This window comes from Actinomadura sp. 3N508, from assembly GCF_044326375.1.
GTDB lineage: Bacteria > Actinomycetota > Actinomycetes > Streptosporangiales > Streptosporangiaceae > Spirillospora.
This window is the reverse complement of record NZ_JBIRAX010000003.1, coordinates 729,235-749,183: the sequence shown is the minus strand read 5'-3', so window position 1 is coordinate 749,183 and position 19,949 is coordinate 729,235. Positions and strand designations below refer to the sequence as shown.

Annotated in this window: 19 protein-coding genes; 17 read left to right on the top strand and 2 right to left on the bottom strand. The window is 74.3% G+C overall.

Going from position 1 to position 19,949, the window contains the following annotated elements:
* Positions 1 to 512 precede the first annotated feature (512 nt).
* From ACH34S_RS14790 to ACH34S_RS14765, 6 genes are all read left to right on the top strand, one after another.
* Positions 513 to 2,261: a hypothetical protein gene (locus tag ACH34S_RS14790; RefSeq protein ID WP_395953153.1), complete on the top strand. Its 1,749-nt coding sequence runs from the start codon at positions 513 to 515 to the stop codon at positions 2,259 to 2,261.
* The gene (locus ACH34S_RS14785) at positions 2,242 to 3,042 is read left to right on the top strand and encodes a hypothetical protein (RefSeq protein ID WP_395953152.1); all 801 of its coding nucleotides are present in this window, start codon (positions 2,242 to 2,244) and stop codon (positions 3,040 to 3,042) included. The genes ACH34S_RS14790 and ACH34S_RS14785 overlap by 20 nt, the downstream gene beginning before the upstream one ends.
* Positions 3,039 to 4,553 (top strand): ferredoxin, encoded by a 1,515-nt coding sequence (locus ACH34S_RS14780; RefSeq protein ID WP_395953151.1) that lies wholly within the window; start codon positions 3,039 to 3,041, stop codon positions 4,551 to 4,553. Before ACH34S_RS14785 ends, ACH34S_RS14780 begins: the two co-directional genes overlap by 4 nt.
* 147 nt (positions 4,554 to 4,700) lie before the next feature.
* Positions 4,701 to 5,336, top strand: coding sequence for a DUF4142 domain-containing protein (locus ACH34S_RS14775; protein WP_395953150.1), 636 nt, complete (start codon positions 4,701 to 4,703; stop codon positions 5,334 to 5,336).
* Between the two features lie 35 nt (positions 5,337 to 5,371).
* The gene (locus tag ACH34S_RS14770) at positions 5,372 to 6,568 is read left to right on the top strand and encodes a DUF1996 domain-containing protein (protein ID WP_395953149.1); all 1,197 of its coding nucleotides are present in this window, start codon (positions 5,372 to 5,374) and stop codon (positions 6,566 to 6,568) included.
* An 86-nt stretch (positions 6,569 to 6,654) separates the two neighbouring features.
* Entirely contained in the window at positions 6,655 to 7,362 is a 708-nt protein-coding gene (locus ACH34S_RS14765; protein ID WP_395953148.1) for an SDR family oxidoreductase, read from the top strand.
* On the opposite strand, the gene ACH34S_RS14760 is transcribed toward ACH34S_RS14765, so the two are convergent.
* The gene (locus tag ACH34S_RS14760) at positions 7,350 to 9,155 is read right to left on the bottom strand and encodes an AMP-dependent synthetase/ligase (protein ID WP_395953147.1); all 1,806 of its coding nucleotides are present in this window, start codon (positions 9,153 to 9,155) and stop codon (positions 7,350 to 7,352) included. The genes ACH34S_RS14765 and ACH34S_RS14760 overlap by 13 nt on opposite strands.
* A 224-nt stretch (positions 9,156 to 9,379) precedes the next feature.
* Here ACH34S_RS14760 and ACH34S_RS14755 point away from each other — a divergent pair, with 224 nt between their 5' ends.
* From ACH34S_RS14755 to ACH34S_RS14735, 5 genes are all read left to right on the top strand, one after another.
* Entirely contained in the window at positions 9,380 to 10,075 is a 696-nt protein-coding gene (locus ACH34S_RS14755) for a copper homeostasis protein CutC (RefSeq protein ID WP_395953146.1), read from the top strand.
* A 46-nt stretch (positions 10,076 to 10,121) separates the two neighbouring features.
* Complete coding sequence (locus ACH34S_RS14750) at positions 10,122 to 10,889, top strand: metallophosphoesterase (RefSeq protein WP_395953145.1); 768 nt, start codon at positions 10,122 to 10,124, stop codon at positions 10,887 to 10,889.
* Between the two features lie 59 nt (positions 10,890 to 10,948).
* Positions 10,949 to 11,383 (top strand): SRPBCC family protein, encoded by a 435-nt coding sequence (locus ACH34S_RS14745; RefSeq protein WP_395953144.1) that lies wholly within the window; start codon positions 10,949 to 10,951, stop codon positions 11,381 to 11,383.
* Between the two features lie 252 nt (positions 11,384 to 11,635).
* Positions 11,636 to 12,604 (top strand): ROK family glucokinase, encoded by a 969-nt coding sequence (locus ACH34S_RS14740; RefSeq protein ID WP_395953143.1) that lies wholly within the window; start codon positions 11,636 to 11,638, stop codon positions 12,602 to 12,604.
* Positions 12,605 to 12,606: 2 nt separating this feature from the next.
* Positions 12,607 to 13,317, top strand: coding sequence for an endonuclease/exonuclease/phosphatase family protein (locus ACH34S_RS14735; RefSeq protein WP_395953142.1), 711 nt, complete (start codon positions 12,607 to 12,609; stop codon positions 13,315 to 13,317).
* A gap of 276 nt (positions 13,318 to 13,593) precedes the next feature.
* Here the strand turns inward: ACH34S_RS14735 and ACH34S_RS14730 are convergent, their stop codons facing one another.
* Complete coding sequence (locus ACH34S_RS14730; protein ID WP_395953141.1) at positions 13,594 to 14,508, bottom strand: hypothetical protein; 915 nt, start codon at positions 14,506 to 14,508, stop codon at positions 13,594 to 13,596.
* Between the two features lie 389 nt (positions 14,509 to 14,897).
* Between ACH34S_RS14730 and ACH34S_RS14725 the strand changes: the two genes are divergently transcribed.
* Genes ACH34S_RS14725 through ACH34S_RS14700 form a run of 6 tightly spaced genes read left to right on the top strand, consistent with a single transcriptional unit; the run spans position 14,898 to position 19,872 of the window.
* On the top strand, positions 14,898 to 15,632 hold the full coding sequence (locus ACH34S_RS14725; RefSeq protein WP_395953140.1) for a lysophospholipid acyltransferase family protein: 735 nt from the start codon (positions 14,898 to 14,900) through the stop codon (positions 15,630 to 15,632).
* Between the two features lie 49 nt (positions 15,633 to 15,681).
* Entirely contained in the window at positions 15,682 to 16,830 is a 1,149-nt protein-coding gene (macS, locus tag ACH34S_RS14720; protein ID WP_395953139.1) for a MacS family sensor histidine kinase, read from the top strand.
* 58 nt (positions 16,831 to 16,888) lie between these two features.
* On the top strand, positions 16,889 to 17,542 hold the full coding sequence (locus ACH34S_RS14715) for a response regulator (protein WP_395953336.1): 654 nt from the start codon (positions 16,889 to 16,891) through the stop codon (positions 17,540 to 17,542).
* Between the two features lie 56 nt (positions 17,543 to 17,598).
* Positions 17,599 to 18,576, top strand: coding sequence for a TIGR04222 domain-containing membrane protein (locus ACH34S_RS14710; protein ID WP_395953138.1), 978 nt, complete (start codon positions 17,599 to 17,601; stop codon positions 18,574 to 18,576).
* Complete coding sequence (locus tag ACH34S_RS14705; protein WP_395953137.1) at positions 18,563 to 19,405, top strand: DUF692 domain-containing protein; 843 nt, start codon at positions 18,563 to 18,565, stop codon at positions 19,403 to 19,405. The genes ACH34S_RS14710 and ACH34S_RS14705 overlap by 14 nt, the downstream gene beginning before the upstream one ends.
* Positions 19,402 to 19,872, top strand: coding sequence for a hypothetical protein (locus ACH34S_RS14700; protein WP_395953136.1), 471 nt, complete (start codon positions 19,402 to 19,404; stop codon positions 19,870 to 19,872). Before ACH34S_RS14705 ends, ACH34S_RS14700 begins: the two co-directional genes overlap by 4 nt.
* Positions 19,873 to 19,949 lie beyond the last annotated feature (77 nt).

Below are 19,949 nucleotides of genomic sequence, written 5' to 3'. Positions count from 1 at the left end.
CGCCGATGCCTGAACATGTCACGGCCTTTCATACGTACTGCCCTGGAGAACAGAACGACCGCGGAGTAAGGCTCGGCACCTTTTTGGCACCAACTCGCATCTGAGTGGCTCGTGGGGCGTATGCTCCCGGAGTGATCGACCGGATTCGTGCAGAATCCGTTCGGGGAACGCGGTTGGAGCGAGCGGGCTCCTGATCCGCGGTCCCCGATGTCTCAGCGGGACGGCCGCCGGGCGATGAGCCCGCCGGCCCGGAGCCACCGGCGTTCGCCGAGCCCTCCGTCTCCTCCACAGGAGAGGGCATGGCGCGACGCGATAACGAGCATGCGTCCCGGAGCACCACGCATGCTGCACCGTGGGCGGAGACGCCCGCGCGCCCCTCGTCGAGACCCGAGCCCCGGACGGGGCCCCGGTCCGAGGAGCCGCAGTGGCCCGAAGGGTCTTGGTGGTCCCAGCAACCGGACTGGTCCGAGCGCGGACGGCGCACGTCCCGCCGCGGCCCGAGCCGGCGCGAGATGAGGCGGCGCGAGCGGGCCGGCGAGGACCGCGGCCGCGAGCGGCCGCGCCCCCCGGCGCAGCCGCCGCCCGACCGGTTCGGCGCGCGGAACAGGCCACCCGCCTCCCGCGACGACCGCCCCGGGCCCCCGGACGCGCGCACCCGGCAGTTCGGCGCGCGCAACGAGCGGCCCGGCCCTGCGAAGGAGAGCGCCGAGCGGACCGACGTCCCGTCCGTCCCGTCCGTCCCGGCCGCCCCGTCCAAGCCGTTCAACTCGGGCGGCGAGGGGTTCGGCGGCCTCCCCGAGCAGTTCGACGCGCGGGTCGGCGGGCCCAAGCCGCAGCGCGACCGGTCGCGGGAGTTCCGGCCGCGCCGGACCGGGCAGGGGGCGCGGCGCACCGAGCGGGCCCGGCCCCGGCCGGAGCGGCGGGCGTCCCGGCCGCGGCGGTCCGAGGGCGTGCAGGCCCGGCACGGCATGCCGCCGCGCCCCGGGCCGCGGGCGCGCCCGCGCGGCGGGCGGGGACCCAGCGACCGGCTCGGCATCGGCGCGATCGTGCTGTCGACCGCGGTCGGCCTGTCCCTGCTCGGCATCGCCGAGCGGGCGCTGCTGGAGGGCGGCCCCATCGGCGGCTCGTCCGGTCCCATCGGGTCGCAGCGGGCGATCACACCGCCGGATCGCGGCGGCGTCCCCGGGCAGCCGTCGCAGCAGTCGCCGCGCACCGGGCAGAGCGGCGGGCCCGCGGCGCCGGACGGCCCCGACCTGCGGACCCTCGCCACGCAGGTGCGGAAGCTGACCCTCGCGCAGCGCGGCGCGGCCGCCCGGCAGGCCTACGGCGCCGCACCGTCGAAGGCCCCGGTCGTGGGCGCCACCCGGACGAGCGCCGACAAGACCTGGGTGTTCGGCACCACCGCGATCCCCGTCCCGGAGTCCAGCGCCGCCAACCCCGAGGTCGCGTTCTACGCGGCCCGCTGGACGGGACGGGAATGGCAGGCCGGGCTCTCCGGCGGGCGGCTGTTCAGCGACCTGCTCGGCGCCGTCCCCACGGACGTGATGCCCGCCGCCGAGGCGGCGGCGCTGCGCAGGTACGCGACCGTCACCGAGGACCGGGCCACCTCCCTCGTCAACGGAACGCGCGCCGGGGACGGGCTGATGCTGCCGTGGAAGGTCGGCGAGGCCTGGTCGATGACGACCTCGGAGGGGTCCGCGCGCCCGCTGGCGTCGCTGGCGTTCGCGGGCGGCGACGGCCGCGTGCTCGCCTCCGGCGACGGCCGCCTCTACCGCTTCTGCGCCGACTCCGCCGGCCACGCGATGGTCATGGTGATCCATCCGAGCGGCGTCGCCACCACCTACTACCGGGTGCGGGACGTCCCGGCGAAGGTGCGCGACGGTGCCGCCGTCGAGCAGGGCGACCCGCTCGGCCGCACCGGCACCGCCCGGCCCTGCGGCGGCGCCGCGGCGCCGCGCGCCGAGGTCGCGTTCGGGGTGCGGCGCGGCGGCGGAACGGTCCCGCTCGAAGGCGCCCGCATCGGCGGCTGGACGTTCCGCGAGCGCGCCGCCCCTCTCGTCGGCTTCGCCGAACGCGGCGTCCTGCAGGTGCTTCCCGGGGGCCTGCTGGCCAACCTCGGCCCGGTCCCCCCGGCGGACGACTCGCCGCCGTCATCGCCGCCCCCCGGCCTCCCGCCGCTGGACGGCGACGGACCGGTCGCCCTTCCGGCGCCGGCCGCCATCGAGAAGAGGAGTCCGATCGGTGCGAATTCGCAACAGTGATGATCCCGCGGTGCCCGGCTGGGTGCTGCGCGTGGTGCTCGTCGGCGCGGTGCTCGTGCTCGTCGGCGCGGCGACCCCGCAGGGCGCCGTCGCGGTCGCGAACGTGCAGTACTTCCTCAGCTTCTACGCCGGGACGTTCGCGCTCGTCGCCTACACCACCGCGGTGATGAGCGGCCTGCTGGCGACCGAGCGGCTGATCCTGCAGATCCGGCACCGGGTGCTGGCGCAGGCGCTGCACCGCGCGTCCGCCGTCGTGGCGACGGCGATGCTGGTCGCGCACGTGGCGGTGAAGGTGATGTCCGGGCTGGCGCTGCCCGCGCAGATCGTGATCCCGGACGCCGGGCCGGTCGGGATCGGCACGATCGCCGCCGACCTGATGATCCTCATCGTGATCACCGGGGCGCTGCGGGTCCGGTTCGCGTTCCGCGGCAAGGCGTGGCTGTGGCGGTCGATGCACGTCCTCGCGTACGCGGCCTGGCCGATGGCGATCCTGCACGGCGTGACCGCCGGGCGGTCCGCGCCGGCGTGGGTGGTGCTCTCCTACGTGCTGAGCGTGGTGTTCGTCGTCCTCGCGCTGATCACCCGCATCATCGTCGTGATCAAGCCGCGGGAGCTGCCGCGGGCGGGCGCCGAGATCGACGCGTTCTCCCGGCCGGACGGCGCCGGTCGCCGCCGCGACCGGCGCGCCATGGCGGACCGCGAGCACGAGGAGGCCCGCGCCGCCGCCGCGGCCCGCGACGGCTATGGCGGCCACGGCCGTGATTCCGAGGTCCTGCGATGACCTCGACCGTCGCCGTCTCCGGCATCGGCGGGCCCCGGCTGACGCTCGGGTTCGACCGGTTCGACCGGCTGGACCTCGACCGGCACCTCGCCGTGCACGGCAAGCTCCGCGCGCCGTCGCTGGACGAGCTGGTCCGCGCGTGCGAGCAGGTCGACCTGCGCGGCCGCGGCGGCGCCGGCTTCCCGTTCGCGCGCAAGCTGATGGCGGTGGCGGCGCGGGTGAAGTACCCGACGACCGACCCGCCGCCGCTGCTGCCCGGCGAGAAGCGCGACGCGCGCGGCTCCAGCGAGGACGTCGTCATCGTCGTGAACGGCGCGGAGGGCGAGCCGGGCAGCGCCAAGGACAAGGTGCTGCTCTGCCGGGCGCCGCACCTCGTGCTGGACGGGGCGCAGATCGCCGCGTCCGCGATCGGCACGCAGCGGATCGTCGTCGCCGTCGAGGACGACGAGGCCGCCCGGTCGGTCCGCGCCGCGATCGTCGAGCGGCGGATGCCCGCCCGGATCGTCCGGCTGAGCGAGCGGTTCATCTCCGGGGAGAGCGGCGCGGTGATCCGCGCGATCAACGGGGTGACGCCGATCCCGCCGGGCGTGAAGGTGCGCGCGTCGGAGTCCGGCGTGGACGGGTACCCGACGCTGCTGTCCAACACCGAGACGTTCGCGCAGCTCGCCGTGCTGGTCTCGCTCGGCCCCGACCTGTACGCCTCCACCGGGACGGAGGAGGAGCCGGGCACCACGCTGCTGACCGTCGGCGGCACCCAGGTCGTGGAGGCGCCGCTCGGCACGCCGCTGCAGGCCGTCCTCGACCACTGCCAGGTGCCGCCGTCGCCGGGCGTGCTCGTCGGCGGCTACCACGGCATGTGGCTCGACCAGGTCGGCGTGTCCCGGGCCGTGCTGTCCCGCTCCGGGATGCGCCGGGTCGGCGGGACGGTCGGCGCCGGGATCATCCTGCCGCTCACGCACGGCACCTGCCCGCTCGGCGAGGTCACCCGGATCGCGTCCTACCTGGCGGCGCAGTCGGCCGGGCAGTGCGGGCCGTGCCGGCTCGGGCTGCCGGACGTCGTCCGGTCGCTGAACTCCCTCACCGAGGGCGGCGGGTCGGTGGAGGACGTCCGCCGCGCCGCCGGCGTCGGCCGGGGCCGCGGCGCCTGCACCCACCCGGACGGGACGGCCAGGTTCGTCCTGTCGGCGATGGAGGCGTTCGGCCCCGACATCGAGGCGCACCGGTGGGGCGGCGGCTGCGGCCTGTCGACCTACGGGGTGCTGCCGCTGCCGATCCCGGACGGCACGGAGGGGCGCGTCGCGATCGACTGGAGCCGCTGCGACGGGCATGGCCTCTGCGCCTACCTCGTCCCCGAACTGATCCAGCTCGACCGGTACGGCTTCCCCGTTGTGCTCGGCACCGACATCCCGTCCTGGATGGAGAAGGACGTGCAGAAGGCGGTCGCGATGTGCCCGGCGCTGGCGCTGCGCGTCGTCGCGGGCGTCCCCGACATCTCGTCCCGGCGCGGCTGACCGGCCGCCGCCGCCGCCATTCTGGGTGCCGCGAAAAAGTCAATAAAAAAGATGGACATCGTTGAACCCCGGACCCTGCCCGGTGCGTATCTCCCACCGAACTGTGCCGGGTCCGTCGAGAGATCCTCGAAAGGAGGAAGAAGTTCCTTGAGGAAATCCTACGGAATCGCCGAAACGCGCAGGCGGCCGCGATTCCGCCGCCGGGGCCGCGTGCTGCTGGTCCTGGCGGTCGTGGCCGCCGTGGGCGGCGCCTTCGCGGTCATCATGGCCCCGGTCGGCGTCCCCGCCAGCGGAGCGGCGAACCTCGGCGGCACCGTCAACACCCGCTGGGGACGGCTCAGCACCGACGACAGGAAGCTGCTCGTCGCGGTCAGGCAGGCCGGCCTGTGGGAGATTCCCGCAGGCCAGCAAGCGCAGCAGCGCGCCACCCGGCCGCGGGTGCGGGAGGTCGGCGAGATCATCATGCAGCAGCACGTGCAGCTGGACGCCGACGCCCGCGCCACGGCGCAGCGGCTCGGCGTGCTCCTCCCCAGCGAGCCCAACGGGAGCCAGAAAAGCTGGCTGAGAGAGATGTCGGGCAAGTACGGGATCGATTATGACAAGACGTTCGTGCTGCGGCTGCGGGCCGCGCACGGAAGCGTCTTCACCGTCATCGCCAAGGTGCGCGCGCAGACCGAGAACACCGAGATCCGCGCGTTCGCCGAACGGTCGATGAAATTCGTCAACACCCACATGTCGCTGCTGGAGAGCACGGGCCTGGTACCCAGGCGCGCTCTGCATTGACGTACATCCCACCCCGCAAAAGGGAGTACCTTTCCATGGGAAGCAATAAGAAGAAAGCATTTGCCGCGATGATTCCGGCGCTCGCCCTCGTCACCACGATGACCCAGGCGGTGGGCGGGGCCGCGATCGCGCAGCCCCGGACCGTGCAGGCCCCCGGCGACCCGACCGCGGACCCGTCCGCCGAGCCGCCGGCCGACCCGTCCGCGGAACCGTCGGCCGAGCCGCCCGGTGAGCCGCCCGCCGATCCGTCCGCCGACCCCTCGGCCGAGCCGCCAGCGGAGCCGCCCGCGGACCCGTCCGCCGAGCCCTCCGCGCCCGCGCCCCCGCCCCCGCCGCCGAGCGCGGTGAAGCCGGGACCGCGCCGCGACCAGTTCGTCGACATCCGCCGCGCCCCGCGCATCCAGGTGCCGCGCACGTCCCGCGGCGGCTCGCGCGGCGTGTTCTCCGTCAACTGCGGCACGAACGACGGCCAGGCGCACAGCAACCCCGACAACGTCGTCGCGGCGCCCGGCGTCCAGAACGGCGCGCACCACATCCACGACTACGTCGGCAACCTCGACACCGACGCGTTCTCGACCGACGAGACCCTCGCCGCGGCCGGGACGACCTGCACCAACGGCGACAAGTCCACCTACTTCTGGCCGGTGCTGCGGCTGCGCTCCGGCGAGGACGGCTCGGACCGCGCCGAGCAGAGCCGCCTGGACGGCAACGTCGGCAGCATCGTCGAACCCTCGTCGGTGCGCCTGCAGTTCCTCGGCAACCCGCGCAGCCGGGTGACGGCGATGCCGCCCTTCCTGCGCATGGCGACCGGTGACGCCAAGTCCGCGACGAACGGCCTGACCAACGCGAACGCGCTCTGGTCGTGCAGCGGCTTCCAGAACCGCGGCTTCACCGACAAGTACCCGCTGTGCCCGCGGGGTAGCCAGGTGCTGCGCATCCTGAACTTCGCGGGCTGCTGGGACGGCCAGAACACCGACAGCGCCAACCACCGGTCCCACGTCTCCTTCGCCGACAAGCGGACGGGCCAGTGCCCGCAGGGCACGCGGGCCATCCCGCAGCTGCGGATGACGCTGTCCTACCGGGTGCCCGCCAGGCCGCTGGCGTTCGCGCTCGACTCCTTCCCCGAGCAGGGGCACGACCCGGTGACCGACCACGGCGACTTCATCAACGTCATGGGCGACCGGCTCATGCGGCAGGCGGTCGCCGCCATCAACTCCGGCCGGCGCCGCTGACCACGCGCGGCCGGTGAGGGAGGACGCGGCTCGCCCTCACCGGCCGCCTCCGCGCCGATCGGGGCGCCCGACCGTACGCTCTTGCCATGAACATCGTGATCGCGGGCGGGCACGGGAAGATCGCGCTGCGGCTCTCGCGGCTGCTCGCCGCGCGGGGGGACACCGTGCTCGGCCTCATCCGCAACCCCGGCCACGCCGGCGACGTGCGGGCCACGGGCGCCGGGCCGGTCGTGTGCGACCTGGAGTCCGCCGACCCGGCCGAGGTCGCCGGGCACGTCACCGGCGCCGACGCGGTCGTGTTCGCCGCCGGCGCGGGCCCCGGCAGCGGCGTCGCGCGCAAGGACACCGTCGACCGGGCCGCGTCCGTGCTGATGGCGGACGCGGCGGAGAACGCCGGCGTCCGCGGCTTCGTCCAGATCTCCGCGATGGGCGCGGACGAGCACCCGGCACGCGGCCCATCAGGCGCTGCCGCGCCGGGCCGCGGCGACGTCTGGGACGCCTACATCCGCGCCAAGGGCGAGGCGGAGGACGACCTCCGCCGCCGCGACGCCCTCGACTGGCTGATCCTGCGCCCCGGCCGCCTCACCGACGACCCGCCCACCGGACTGGTCACCCTCGCCGAACCGCCGCTCGGGCACGACGTGGTGACCCGCGACGACGTCGCCGCGGTCATCGTCGCGCTGCTCGACGCGCCCGACGTCCGGCACCGCACGCTCGACCTGCTCAACGGCCCCACCCGGGTCGAGGACGCCGTCGCCGCGCTCCGTCCCGCCATCGGCGGTCAGGGCGCGTAGAGGGCCTCGATCTCGTCCGCGAAGTCCGCCAGCACCACGTTGCGCTTGACCTTGAGGCTGGGCGTCAGGTGGCCGGACTCCTCGGTGAAGTCGACCCCGAGGATCACCTGCTTCTTGATCGCCTCGGCGTGGCTGACCGAGGTGTTCGCCGCGGCGATCGCCTGGTCGATCTCGGCGACGAGGTCGGCGTCGCGGCGCAGCTCGTCCAGCGGCATGTCCGCGGCCTTGCCGTGCCGCTCCTTCCACGGCTTGAGCGCCTCCTCGTCCAGCGTGACGAGCGCGGCGATGAACTTGCGGCCGTCGCCGACCACCAGGCACTGGCTGACCAGCGGATGCGCGCGGATCCTGTCCTCCAGCGGGGCGGGCGCGACGTTCTTGCCCGCCGCGGTGACCAGGATCTCCTTCTTCCGGCCGGTGATCTTCAAGTAGCCGTCGCCGTCGAGGGAGCCGAGGTCGCCGGTGTGGAACCAGCCGTCCTCGTCCAGGACCTCCTTGGTCGCGGCCTCGTTGTTCCAGTAGCCGCGCATGATGTTGACGCCGCGGGCGAGGACCTCGCCGTCCTCCGCGATCCGGACGTCCACCCCCGGGATCGGCATCCCCACCGTCCCGATCTTGATCCCGGTCGGGCGGTTGACGCTGATCGGCGCCGTCGTCTCGGTGAGGCCGTAGCCCTCCAGGATCGTGATGCCGACGCCGCGGAAGAAGTGCCCGAGCCGCTCGCCGAGCGCCGCGCCGCCCGACACCGCGTACATCACCTCGCCGCCGACCGCCGCGCGCAGCTTCTTGTACACCAGCACGTCGAAGACCTTGTGCTTCGCCTTCAGCCCGAGCCCGGCGCCGCCGCCGTCCAGCGCGCGGCTGTAGGCGACCGCCGTCTCCGCCGCCGCCTTGAAGATCTTGCCCTTGCCGTCGGCCGCGGCCTTCTGCTCGGCGCCGTTGTAGACCTTCTCGAACACGCGCGGGACGGCGAGCAGGAACGTCGGCCGGAACGTGGCGAGGTCGGGCAGCAGGTTCGGGACGTCGCTGTGCCCGAGGATGATGCCGCCCTCGATCACCGCGACCTGGATCAGCCGGGCGAACACGTGCGCCAGCGGCAGGAACAGCAGCGTGGAGTTGCCGTCCACGGTGACCTCGGCGATCGCGCCCTGGACGGCGTTGCGGGCGGTCGACACCAGGTTCCCGTGGGTGATCTCGCAGCCCTTGGGCCGCCCCGTCGTGCCCGAGGTGTAGATGAGCGTCGCGACGTCGGCGGCGTTCCGCGACCGGCGGCGCTCCTCGACCACGTCGTCCCCGACCTCGGCGCCGAGCCCGGCGACCTCGTCGAGACCGCCCGCGTCGATGCCCCACACGTGCGCGAGGCCCGGGAGCCTGTCGCGGAGCCCCTCGACCGCCGCGACGTGCTCGTCCGTCTCGGCGAACACCGCCTTGGCGCCGGAGTCGCCGGCGATCCACTCGATCTGCTCGGCGGAGGACGTCTCGTAGATCGGGACGGAGACCGCGCCGGCCGTCCAGATCGCGTAGTCGAGAACGGTCCATTCGTAGCGGGTCCGCGACAGCAGCCCGACCCGGTCGCCGGGCTCGACCCCGGCCGCGATCAGCCCCTTGGCGATCCCGGCGGCCTCGGCCGCGAACTCGGCGGCGGTGACGGCGCTCCACACCGGCGCCTCGGCGGGACCGCTCTTGCGGCGCGCCACGATCGTCCCCGGTTCCTCGGCGGCCCGGGTGAAGGGCGCGTCGGTCAGTACGGCGGAGTCGGGGACCTCCACCATCGCGGGGACGCTGAACTCGCGCACGGCCTGCTCCCTGTGATCGTTCTTTCGCCAGGTGGACGGGGAAATCCGCGGAGATCTCTCCGAACCCGCATGATACCCACCAGTAGTCGAACCGCCAGAGGGGATTGAGGGGGCGGGGGGTGGGGTAACGGCAGGGCAAAGGACGTGTGGTGCCGGTGGTGGGCGGCGGTCGGTCGCCTACGCTTGGGGCGCTCGCAATCGGAACGGGTTCCCGGGGGAAGGTCATGTCGCTGCTCGAAATCATCGCGCTCACGGCCGACGACGCGCGGGCGGCGCAGGACGGCGGTGCCGACCGGCTCGAGGTCGTCGCCGACATGGCCGCCGACGGGCTCACCCCCGATCCCGAGCTCGTCGCCGCGGTGCGGGCGGCCACGTCCCTGCCGATCCGGGTGATGCTGCGGGCCAACGCCGGGTTCCGCACCTCGGGCCGCGAGCTCGACCGGCTGCGGCAGGCCGCCGCGGGCCTCGCCGAGGCGGGCGCCGACGGGTTCGTGCTCGGCTTCCTCGACTCCTCCGGCCACATCGACACCGGCGCCGTCGGCAAGCTCGCCGCCGACCTCGCCCCGCTGCCCTGGACGTTCCACCGCGCGCTCGACCACGCCGCCGACCAGGCCCAGGCGTGGGACGTGGTGCGCGGGCTCGGCGGCGGCCTCGACACCGTCCTCACGGCGGGCTCGGCGCGAGGCGTGGACGCCGGGGTGGACGTCCTCGTCCGGCGCGCAGCCGAGAGCCCCGAGGCCGCGAAGATGCTCATGGCCGGGGGCGGGCTGCGCCGCAAGCACGTCGCGGTGCTCGCGGCGGCGGGCGTCACCGCGTTCCACGTGGGCACCGCCGTCCGCCCGGACGGCGCCTGGGACGCCCCCGTCGACCCGGCGCTGGTGCGCGAATGGCGCTCGCTGGTGTCCGCCGCCGCGGACTGACCGGCCTCGCCGCGCCCACGAGCGCGCGCCGCATTACAGTCGGCTCATGAGGATCCACGTGGTGAGCGACGTCCACGGCCGGGCGGACGCGCTGCGAACCGCGGGGGACGGCGCCGACGCGCTCATCTGCCTCGGCGACCTGATCCTGTTCGTCGACTACCACGACCACGGGCAGGGGATCTTCGCCGACCTGTTCGGGTCCGACAACGCCGACCGCTTCATCGAGCTGCGCACCGAGAAGCGCTTCGACGAGGCCCGCGAGTTCTCCCGGGCGCTGTGGGCGTCCCTTGAGGGCGACGCGTGGCCGCACATCGAGCGCGCCGTCGACCGGCAGTACGCCGAGCTGTTCGCGGCCATGCCCTCGCCCGCCTACCTCACGTACGGGAACGTCGACGTCCCGCGCATGTGGGGGCCGCACCTGCGCGACGGGCACCACGTCCTGGACGGCGAGACCACCGAGATCGGCGGCCTGCGGTTCGGGTTCGTCGGCGGCGGCCTGCGCACCGAGTACCGCACCCCCTTCGAGCTCGACGACGACGAGTACGCCGCGAAGGTCGAGGCCGTCGGCGCCGTGGACGTGCTGTGCTGCCACATCCCGCCCGCCGTCCCGGAACTGCTGTACGACACGGTCGCGCGCCGGTTCGAGCGGGGCAGCGAGGCGATCCTGGACGCGATCCGCCGGACGCAGCCGAGGTACGTCCTGTTCGGGCACGTCCACCAGCCGCTGGCGAGCCGGATGCGCATCGGCCGCACCGAATGCGTCAACGTGGGCCACTTCCGGGCCCGTGGCGCGCCGTACGTCCTGACGGTGTGACAGGTACTTTCTCTACGACAAGGGCCCGCGGGGCCGACCAGAGCCGGAGGGAGTCGCAGATGGCGGACCGCACGAGCTCCTCCATCACGGTCAAGGCCGGGAAGGCCGAGATCATGGCGGTGATCGCCGACCTCGAGGCGTACCCGGAATGGGCGAGCGGGATCCGCGGCATCTCCGTCGAGGAGACCGGCGAGGACGGCCGCGCGACGCACGCCAAGTTCACCTTCGACGGCGGCGTGTTCATCGACACCGTCGGCCTCGCCTACACCTGGGAGGGCGACGACCACGTCACCTGGACGCTGGTCGACCCCGGCTCGGTCGTCACCAAGCTGCACGGCTCCTACACCCTGGACGAGCGGAACGGCGCCACCGAGGTGACCTACGAGCTCTCCGTCGACGTCCGGATCCCGCTCATCGGCATGATGAAGCGCAAGGCCGAGAAGCGCATCATCGACTCCGCGCTCAAGGGCCTCAAGCGCCATGTGGAGAGCTGACCGTCGCGGAGGCGATACATTCACGCCGAAGACGGATGGAAGATGGACCCATGAGCGGCCGGACCTGGTCTGGCCGGGCGCGGCGGGACCGTTCCCCAGAGGGGTCGGGACGCCCGCGGGCGGGTAGGTCCGAGCGGTCGGACCGCCCCGGGACGGGCGAGCCGTGGTCCGCCGCCACCGGCGGCGGCCCCATCGACATCGGGTGGTGCGGTGCCGGCTCCGGCCGCGCCCCGCGAGGAGGAGGAAGCGTACATGGCCCTGACCATCGGCGTGGACGTGGGCGGCACGAAGGTCGCCGCCGGGGTCGTCGACGACCGGGGAACCATCCTGGAGAAGGTTCGCCGGCCGACTCCGTCGACCAACCCCAAGGAGACCGCCGAGACCATCGCCGAGGTCGTCGACCTGCTGAAGGGCAAGTTCGAAGAGGTGTCGGCCGTCGGTCTCGGGACCGCCGGGTTCGTTGACGAGGACCGCTCCAACGTGCTGTTCGCGCCGAACCTGGCCTGGCGCGAGGAGCCGATCAAGGAGAAGGTCGAGAAGCTGGTCGGGCTGCCCGTCGTCGTGGAGAACGACGGCAACGCCACCGCGTGGGGCGAGGCGAGGTTCGGCGCCGGCCGCGGTGAGAACATCCTCGTCCTGGTCGCCCTCGGCACCGGCATCGGCGGCGGCATCATCATCAACGGCGAGCTGTACCGGGGCCGGTTCGGCATCGGCGCGGAGATGGGCCACTTCCGGGTCGTGCCGGACGGGCGCCGCTGCGGCTGCGGCAACCGCGGCTGCTGGGAGCAGTACGCCAGCGGCAACGCCCTCGTCCACGAGGCCCGCGACCTGGCCCGGGTGGCGCCCGCGATGGCGGGCCGGCTCCTCGAACTCGGCGACGGCCGCCCGGAGAACATCAGCGGGCCCGAGGTGTCGCAGGCGGCCCGCGAGGGCGACAAGGCGGCGCTGGAGTGCTTCCGCACCATCGCCCACTGGGCGGGCCAGGGTCTCGCCGACCTCAGCGCCATCCTCGACCCGGGCGCGTTCATCATCGGCGGCGGCCTGTCCGACGCCGGCGACCTGCTCCTCGACCCGATCCGCGCCGCGTTCGAGGACGCGCTGACGGGCCGCGGTCACCGCCCGCTGCCCGACATCCGCATCGCCGAGCTGGGCTCCGCCGCCGGCATCGTCGGCGCCGCCGACCTGGCGCGCGTCCGGCCCCTCCAGGACGTCATCGTCTAGCCGTGCCGTCCGTCCGGCTGCTGAGCTACAACATCCGGTCACTGCGCGACGATCCGGCCGCCGTGGCCCGTGTCGTCCGCGCGCTCGCCCCGGACGTCGTCTGCCTGCAGGAGGTCCCGCGTTTCGGGTCGTGGCGGCTCCAGCGCCGCCGCCTGGCCCGCGCGTGCGGCATGGACATCGCGGCGGGACGGCGGGCCTGCGGGCTCGCCGTCCTCGCCGCGCCGCACGTCCGCCGCGTGGCCCGCGAGTTCCACCTGCTCACCCCGGACCCGGGCCTGCACCGCCGCGCCCTGGCGATCGCCGTCCTGGAGACCGGCGGCGCCCGCTTCCTGGCCGCAAGCACCCACCTGGACCTGCGCGACGGCCCACGCCTCCGGCACGTCCACGAGATCCTCGCCCACCTGGAAAGGGCCCGCGACCGCCACCGCGCCCCCGCCGTGCTCGCCGGAGACATCAACGAGGAGCCCGGCGGCCCGTCCTGGACCCTCCTCACCGACCATCTCCAGGACGCCTACGCCACCGCCCCGTCCGGCGAAGAACCGACGTTCACCTCCCGCAACCCCCACCGCCGCATAGACGGCGCCTTCGCAGACCCGGAGATCGTGATCACCGCCGCCGGCGTCCCGGTCGACGACCCGGCCGTCACGGCCGACTACCCAAAGGCCACCGACCACCGCCCGGTACTGGCGGCCCTAGAACTCCCCACCGCTTGAACCTCAACCACCGGTTACGGGCAGGCACGCGGAGCGAGCTCCAGCGAGCGCAGCGGGCATGCCCGGCGCGCCGCGTCCCCGCAGCGTAGGGAGCGCCAGCGACCAGAGCGAGGAGACCCGTGCCGCGCAGCCGGGGGTCTGGGGGTCGCCCCCCAGGTAAACAAGGCAGCGGGCATGCCCGGCGCGCCGCGTCCCCGCAGCGTAGGGAGCGCTAGCGACCAGAGCGAGGAGACCCGTGCCGCGCAGCCGGGGGGGGTTCGGGGGGTCGCTCCCCCGTTAGACGACAGCTCCGTCGTCGGGGTCTCTTGGCTCGTCGCCCATGCGGAGGACGAGGGTGACGAAGCCGCCGATGAAGGCGGCGACGGCGAGGAACGCGGCCCAGCCGGGGACGTCCCAGTCGAGGACGACGGTGATCAGCAGGTAGAGCGGGCCGCCGATCAGGGCGATCCAGGCGCCTTTGGTGAGTGGGTCGGCGCTGGGGAGCGGCGGGGGAGGGGGCGGGACGTAGTGGCCCTCGTCGTCGGCGTCCGGCGGGAACTCGGGGGTCTCGACGGCCCTGATCACGCGGGCGCGGGGGAGGCGGCCGGTGCGGTCGTCGCCCTCCTGCGGCGGGTCGGCGGGCTCGCGGACGTTCTCCTCGTCGGGCCAGGGGACGTCCTCGCCGTCGGGCGCGGAGTCGAAGCCGGCGACGATCTCGGCCCAGATGGCGTCCTCGTCGCGCTCTCGGGGCGCGTCGGCGTCCTTGGCCGACGTGCCGCCCTCGGCGTCCCCGCGCGGGTCACCGGGCTCGGGGGCCCCGGGCGGCGGGTCGGCGACATCGGTCTCGGGACGGTCGCCCACGTCGGCGCGTTCGCCGTCGGAGCCGCGGGCGGACGTGTCGCGCAGCCGGGCCAGGTGCGCGCGCAGGATGCCCTCCGCGGCGGGCTTCATGTCGACGTCCACGTACAGCCGGTCGAGGACGTCGCCCGCGGGCTCCCCGGCGTGCTCGGCGCGCTCGCTCCGGTCGGCCCGTTCGGCCAGGTCGACGCGGTCGGTCAGATCGGCCAGCTCGGCCAGGTCGGACGGCGGGGCCGCGTAGGCCGCCACCCCGGCCTCGCCGAGCGCCGTCAGCATCGCGTCGGCGAGATGCGGGGCGAGGTCGACCAGTGGGGCATAGGTGTCCGCTGACAGTCCATTGCCACGGCGATTCACGGGGCCGGCTCCTTCGACGACTCCGGCGTGACCGACGGCACCGGCATGACGGCCTCCGCCCCTATCGACATGGGTCCGGACGCGCCACCGGCTCGCGACGGCACTCCCGGACACCCTGAAACGTGTGTCCCACGGTATTCGCTGCGTCGCCCGGGACAAGACCCCGGGCGCACCCGATTGAGATTGACGCCTCAGAGCCTACGTTCATTCCCGCCCCCCGCGGGCATCGCGCTCGGGCCCGGGGCGGGGCGTCCGCTTCGTCGCCTCGTGTCCGGCGATGTACCGGCTGGTAGAACGGCGAGACGCAGTGGGAAGATGTCCCATCATCCCCGTCGGTCAGGGACCGTCCGCGCCCGTCCCTGGGGCGCGCGGTCCGAGGAGGTCCCCGCATGCTGTGGTTCTGGATCCTGCTCAGGGTCGTTCTCTCGCCGATCCTGTACCTCGGCTGGTGGCCGCGGAACCGGGGCATGCGGAACGTCCCCAAGCGCGGCCCGGCGCTGCTGGTGAGCAACCATCTCTCGTTCGCCGACCACTTCTTCGGGCCGCTGCCGCTGCTGCGGCCGATCTTCTTCATCGGCAAGGGCGAGTACTTCACCGGCAAAGGGCTCAAGGGGCTGATCAGCAAGGGGTTCTTCACCGGGGTCGGCGTCGTGCCGGTGGACCGGACGGGCGGCTCGTCGGCCGAGGCGGCGCTGCAGACGGGGCTGCGGATCCTCGCCGAGGGCAAGCTGCTCGGCATCTACCCGGAGGGCACCCGCGCGCCGGACAACCGGCTGTACCGCGGCAAGACAGGGGTCGCGCGGCTGGCGCTGAAGTCGCGGGTCCCGGTGATCCCGATGGCGATGATCAACACCTTCGAGCTGATGCCGCCGGGCAAGCCGTACCCGCGGCTCGGGGTGCGGCCCGGCGTCCGGTTCGGCGAGCCGATGGACTTCTCCCAGTACTACGGCCGCGAGGACGACAAGGAGGTCCTGCGGCAGATCACCGACGAGATCATGCAGACGATCAGGGAGCTGTCGGGCCAGGAGTACGTCGACCGGTACGCCGCCGAGGTGAAGGCCGAACTCGCCGGGAAGCCCGTGCGGCCGGTGGACGACGACGAGGGCCTCAGCGACTCAGGCTGAGCGAACCGGGGGCGTGGGGGCCCACAAGGGCAGGTGTGAGGGACCGCGGATGAGCGAGGCCGATCGGGGGATGGGGCTGGAGGCCGCGCTCTGGCGTGCCGTGGCCGTCTACCGCGGTCTGGCGCTGGTCTACGCCGCCGCCGTGATCGCCATGAACTTCGACGGCTACGCCCGTCCGGCCGGGGGCTGGGCCGTCCTCGCCGTCATGGCCGTCTGGACGGCGTACACGGTGTCCGCCTTCCGCGACCCGCGGCGCCGCCGGTGGCCGCCGCTGGCCGCCGATCTCGCCGTCGCGTCCGGGTGCCTGCTCGCCACGGCGTGGGTGGAGACGCCGGAGAACATCGCCGACGGCCGTCCGACGCTGCCGGTGTCGTGGGTCGCGGCGGCGCTGCTGTCGTGGGCGGTGGCGGGCGGGCGGCGTCTGGGGATCGCCGCGGCGCTCGTGCTGTCCGTGGCGAACCTGCTGGTCCACGCGATCGCCGGGACGGCGGGCGGGATCAGCCGGACGACGTTCAACGGCATCGTCCTGCTGCTCCTCGCGGGCCTCGTCGTCGGGCACGTCGTCCGGCTGGCGCTGGACGCGGAGGCGCGGCTGGCGCGGGCCGTGGAGCTGGAGTCGGCGACCCGGGAGCGGGAGCGGCTGGCCCGCCGCATCCACGACTCGGTGCTGCAGGTGCTGGCGATGGTGCGGCGGCGCGGTGACGAGCTCGGCGGGGAGGCGGCGGAGCTGGGACGGCTCGCGGGCGAGCAGGAGGCGGCGCTGCGGACCCTCATCGGCGCCGCCCCCGCCGCCGTGCCGGACACGGGCGACGACGTCGATCTCCGGCCGCTGCTGACCGGCCACGCGTCCGCGTCCGTCACGGTGTCCACGCCCGCGACCGAGGTGCGGCTGCCCGCGCACGCCGCCCGGGAGGTCGAGGCGGCGGTGGCGGCGGCGCTCGACAACGTCCGGCGGCACTGCGGCGACGGCGCCCGCGCGTGGATCCTGCTGGAGGACGGCGAGGACGCGGTCACCGTCAGCGTCCGCGACGACGGCCCCGGCCTGCCCGCCGGGCGGCTGGACGAGGCCGCCGCCGATGGGCGGCTCGGCGTCGCGCAGTCCATCCGCGGGCGCGTCCGGGACCTCGGCGGCACCGTCGAGATCACCTCCGCCGCGGGCGCGGGCACCGAGATCGAGATGACCGTGCCCCGCCGCTGACCCCTGACCGGCAAGTCGCCATATGGTGTGACCCGTGAGCGAGGTTCCCCTCAGGGTCATGGTCGTGGACGATCATCCGATGTGGCGCGAGGCGGTCGCCCGCGACCTCGCCGAGGCGGGCCATGAGGTGGTCGCGACCGCGGGGGAGGGGCGCACGGCGGTCCGTGTCGCCGCGGCCGCCCGCCCGCAGGTCGCCGTCGTCGACCTCCAGCTCCCCGACATCTCCGGCGTCGAGGTGACCCGGCGGCTGGCCGCGGCCGACCCGCCCGTCCGCGTGCTGGTGCTGTCGGCGAGCGGCGAGCAGCAGGACGTCCTGGACGCCGTCAAGGCGGGCGCCACCGGCTACCTGCTCAAGTCCGCCGCGCGGGAGGAGTTCCTGGACGCCGTCCGCCGCACCGGCGAGGGCGACGCCGTGTTCACCCCTGGGCTCGCGGGCCTCGTCCTCGGCGAGTACCGCAGGCTCGCCGCCGCCCCCGCCCGCGAGGACGACGGCGCGCCCCGGCTGACCGACCGCGAGACCGAGGTCCTGCGGCTCGTCGCGAAGGGCCTGACCTACAAGCAGATCGCGGAGCGGCTCGTCCTGTCCCACCGGACGGTGCAGAACCACGTGCAGAACACCCTCCGCAAGCTCCAGCTGCACAACCGCGTCGAGCTCGTCCGGTATGCGATCGAGCAGGGCCTGGATGGGGACGAGGCCGACGAATCCGGCTGAACCCCCACGCGGGCCGCGGCGTCTGAGCCCCTAAAGGCGCCTGACCGGGAGCACACGTGATCGACGAGATAACTGGACCGGAGCTGCTGGTCTTCGCCGGGTACGTCCTCTGCGGGATCGTGCTGATCGCGATCGCCCGGAGCGTGCGGGCGAGCGCGACGCGCGGCGGCCCGCCGACGCGCGACCTGCATCCGTACGAGATCGCCTACCTGCACGGCGGCGGGCGCCACGCGATCGCCGCGTCGATCACCGCGCTGCGGCTGGACGGCGCGGTCGACACCCTCGCCGACGGCCGGCTGATCCCGCTGACCCCGTCCGCCGCCGGCCCCCGCGCGGCCGGGAAGCCCCTCGACACGGCGGTCTTCGGCGCGATCGCCGGGCGCCGCGCCGGGACGCTCGCCGAGCTCACCGCCGAGGCCGGCGTCCGGGCGGCGCTCGACCAGCTCCGCGACGGGCTGATCCCGCTGGGCATGGTGATCGGCCCGGCCGGGGAGTGGAAGCTGCGGAGCTGCCGGCTGGTGCTCTGGGCGTGGATGGCGTTCGGCATCCCGTTCTTCATCCTGGACGTCTTCGGCGGCTTCCCTGGCGTCCTGCTCCCGCTCGCCGCGATCGGCCTGGTCGCCATCGGCTGCGGGTCCCTGCTCAACGCGGGCGCCGAGCGGACGAAGGAGGGCGAGCACGTGATCGAGCAGATCAAGGCGTCCAACGCCCATCTCGACCCGCGGCACACCGCCTCCTACGCGGGCCTGCCCGCGCCGTCGGTGCTGCTGGGCGTCGCGCTGTTCGGGACGGCGGCGCTGATGGCCTTCGACCCGATGTTCGTCCAGACCGTCGGGCTCGGCCGCTACATGGAGATGTCCGGGGCGGCGACCGCGTCCGGCGGATACTCGGGCTCCTCCTGTTCGAGCACCGCCTCGGTGTGCTCGTCCAGCTCCTGCGGCGGCGGCGGTTCCTGCGGAAGCAGCGGCTGCGGCGGTGGCGGGGGCGGAGGCTGTGGTGGCGGCGGAGGGGGAGGCTGCGGTGGAGGCAGCTGACGTGACCGCCCCGGACCTGCCGGACCTGGGGGTCGGCATCGGGTGGCGGCCGGAGATCGCCGGGTTCGTCGGCGCGCTGCCCGGGCTGCGCTTCACCGAGGTGATCGCCGAGTTCGTGCACCCGGCGCATCCCGCGCCCGCCCTGCTGGAGCTGCGCGACCGCGGCACGGCGATCGTCCCGCACGGGGTGAGGCTCTCGCTCGGCGGCGCCGAGCCGGTGGACCCCGGGCGGGTCGCGCACCTCGCCGCCTGCGCCGAGGCCCTCAAGGCGCCGCTGGTGAGCGAGCACGTCGCGTTCGTCCGGGCGGGCGGGATCGAGGCCGGGCACCTGCTGCCCGTCCCGCGGACGCGCGCCGCGCTCGACGCCCTCACCGCCAACATCCGCCGCACCCAGGACGAGCTGCCGGTGCCACTCGCCGTCGAGCCCATCGCCACGCTCTTCGACTGGCCGGACGCCGAGTACACCGAGGCCGCCTTCCTGACCGAGCTCCTGGAGCGCACCGGCGCCCTCCTCCTGCTGGACGTCGCCAACGTGTACGCCAACGCCCGCAACCGCGGCGAGGACCCAGCCGCCCTCCTCGACCGCCTCCCGCTCGACCGCATCGCGTACTGCCACGTCGCCGGAGGCTCCGAGGAGGGCGGCCGCTACCACGACACGCACGCCGCCGCCGTCCCGCCCGAGGTCCTGGACTTGATCGAGAAGCTATGCGCCGGCGTCCGTCCGCCCGGGTTCCTACTGGAGCGCGACGGCCGCTACCCGCCCGCCGCGGAGCTCCGGGCCGAGCTCGACGCCATAGCCGCCGCCTCCGGCTACGCGGCCGTCACATGAGCGGCCCGTACGACGCCGGGTTGGCGGCAGCGCAGGAGGCGCTCATCCGTGCCATGACAGCGGGCGGCGCCATGCCCGAGGGCTTCGACGCAGAGGCGGTGCGGGCCGCGGCCCACGGCATCCTGCTCAAACGGGCCGGTGAAGTGGCCCGCGCCTGGCCCGCATTGGCCGGCTCCTACGGGGCGTCCTGGACGAAGGCGTTCGCCGCCTGGGCCGCCGAACGTCCGACACAGGGCTCCCTGCGCGACGGCTGGGATTTCGCGCGAGCGCACGACGTTCTTGAACCCGACGCGGCCCGGGAACTGGCGCTCGCCGAAACCCGCTGGACCTACGACGGCGCGTCGCCGCCGCGGCCCCGGAAGGCGGCGCTGCGGCGGGTGCCCGGCGGGGTCGCGGTGCAGGTCCGCGGGCGTGTGCGCGCCATCGGGCGGAATCCGGCGCGCCGATCCCCGCACCGGGCGGGGTAACGGCGCGCAGACCCCTCGTCAGGGGCTATGGTCTAGACCAATGGCGGCTCGCCGGGACACCCGGCGAATGGCCCGTG

What these genes read in the sequence shown, in the direction of transcription:
- ACH34S_RS14790 (WP_395953153.1), top strand. Translation starts at nt 513, where the DNA reads ATGAGGCGGCGCGAGCGGGCCGGCGAGGACCGCGGCCGCGAGCGGCCG.
- ACH34S_RS14780 (WP_395953151.1), top strand. Translation starts at nt 3,039, where the DNA reads ATGACCTCGACCGTCGCCGTCTCCGGCATCGGCGGGCCCCGGCTGACG.
- ACH34S_RS14770 (WP_395953149.1), top strand. Translation starts at nt 5,372, where the DNA reads ATGGGAAGCAATAAGAAGAAAGCATTTGCCGCGATGATTCCGGCGCTC.
- ACH34S_RS14765 (WP_395953148.1), top strand. Translation starts at nt 6,655, where the DNA reads ATGAACATCGTGATCGCGGGCGGGCACGGGAAGATCGCGCTGCGGCTC.
- ACH34S_RS14755 (WP_395953146.1), top strand. Translation starts at nt 9,380, where the DNA reads ATGTCGCTGCTCGAAATCATCGCGCTCACGGCCGACGACGCGCGGGCG.
- ACH34S_RS14750 (WP_395953145.1), top strand. Translation starts at nt 10,122, where the DNA reads ATGAGGATCCACGTGGTGAGCGACGTCCACGGCCGGGCGGACGCGCTG.
- ACH34S_RS14745 (WP_395953144.1), top strand. Translation starts at nt 10,949, where the DNA reads ATGGCGGACCGCACGAGCTCCTCCATCACGGTCAAGGCCGGGAAGGCC.
- ACH34S_RS14740 (WP_395953143.1), top strand. Translation starts at nt 11,636, where the DNA reads ATGGCCCTGACCATCGGCGTGGACGTGGGCGGCACGAAGGTCGCCGCC.
- ACH34S_RS14725 (WP_395953140.1), top strand. Translation starts at nt 14,898, where the DNA reads ATGCTGTGGTTCTGGATCCTGCTCAGGGTCGTTCTCTCGCCGATCCTG.
- macS (WP_395953139.1), top strand. Translation starts at nt 15,682, where the DNA reads ATGAGCGAGGCCGATCGGGGGATGGGGCTGGAGGCCGCGCTCTGGCGT.
- ACH34S_RS14715 (WP_395953336.1), top strand. Translation starts at nt 16,889, where the DNA reads ATGGTCGTGGACGATCATCCGATGTGGCGCGAGGCGGTCGCCCGCGAC.
- ACH34S_RS14700 (WP_395953136.1), top strand. Translation starts at nt 19,402, where the DNA reads ATGAGCGGCCCGTACGACGCCGGGTTGGCGGCAGCGCAGGAGGCGCTC.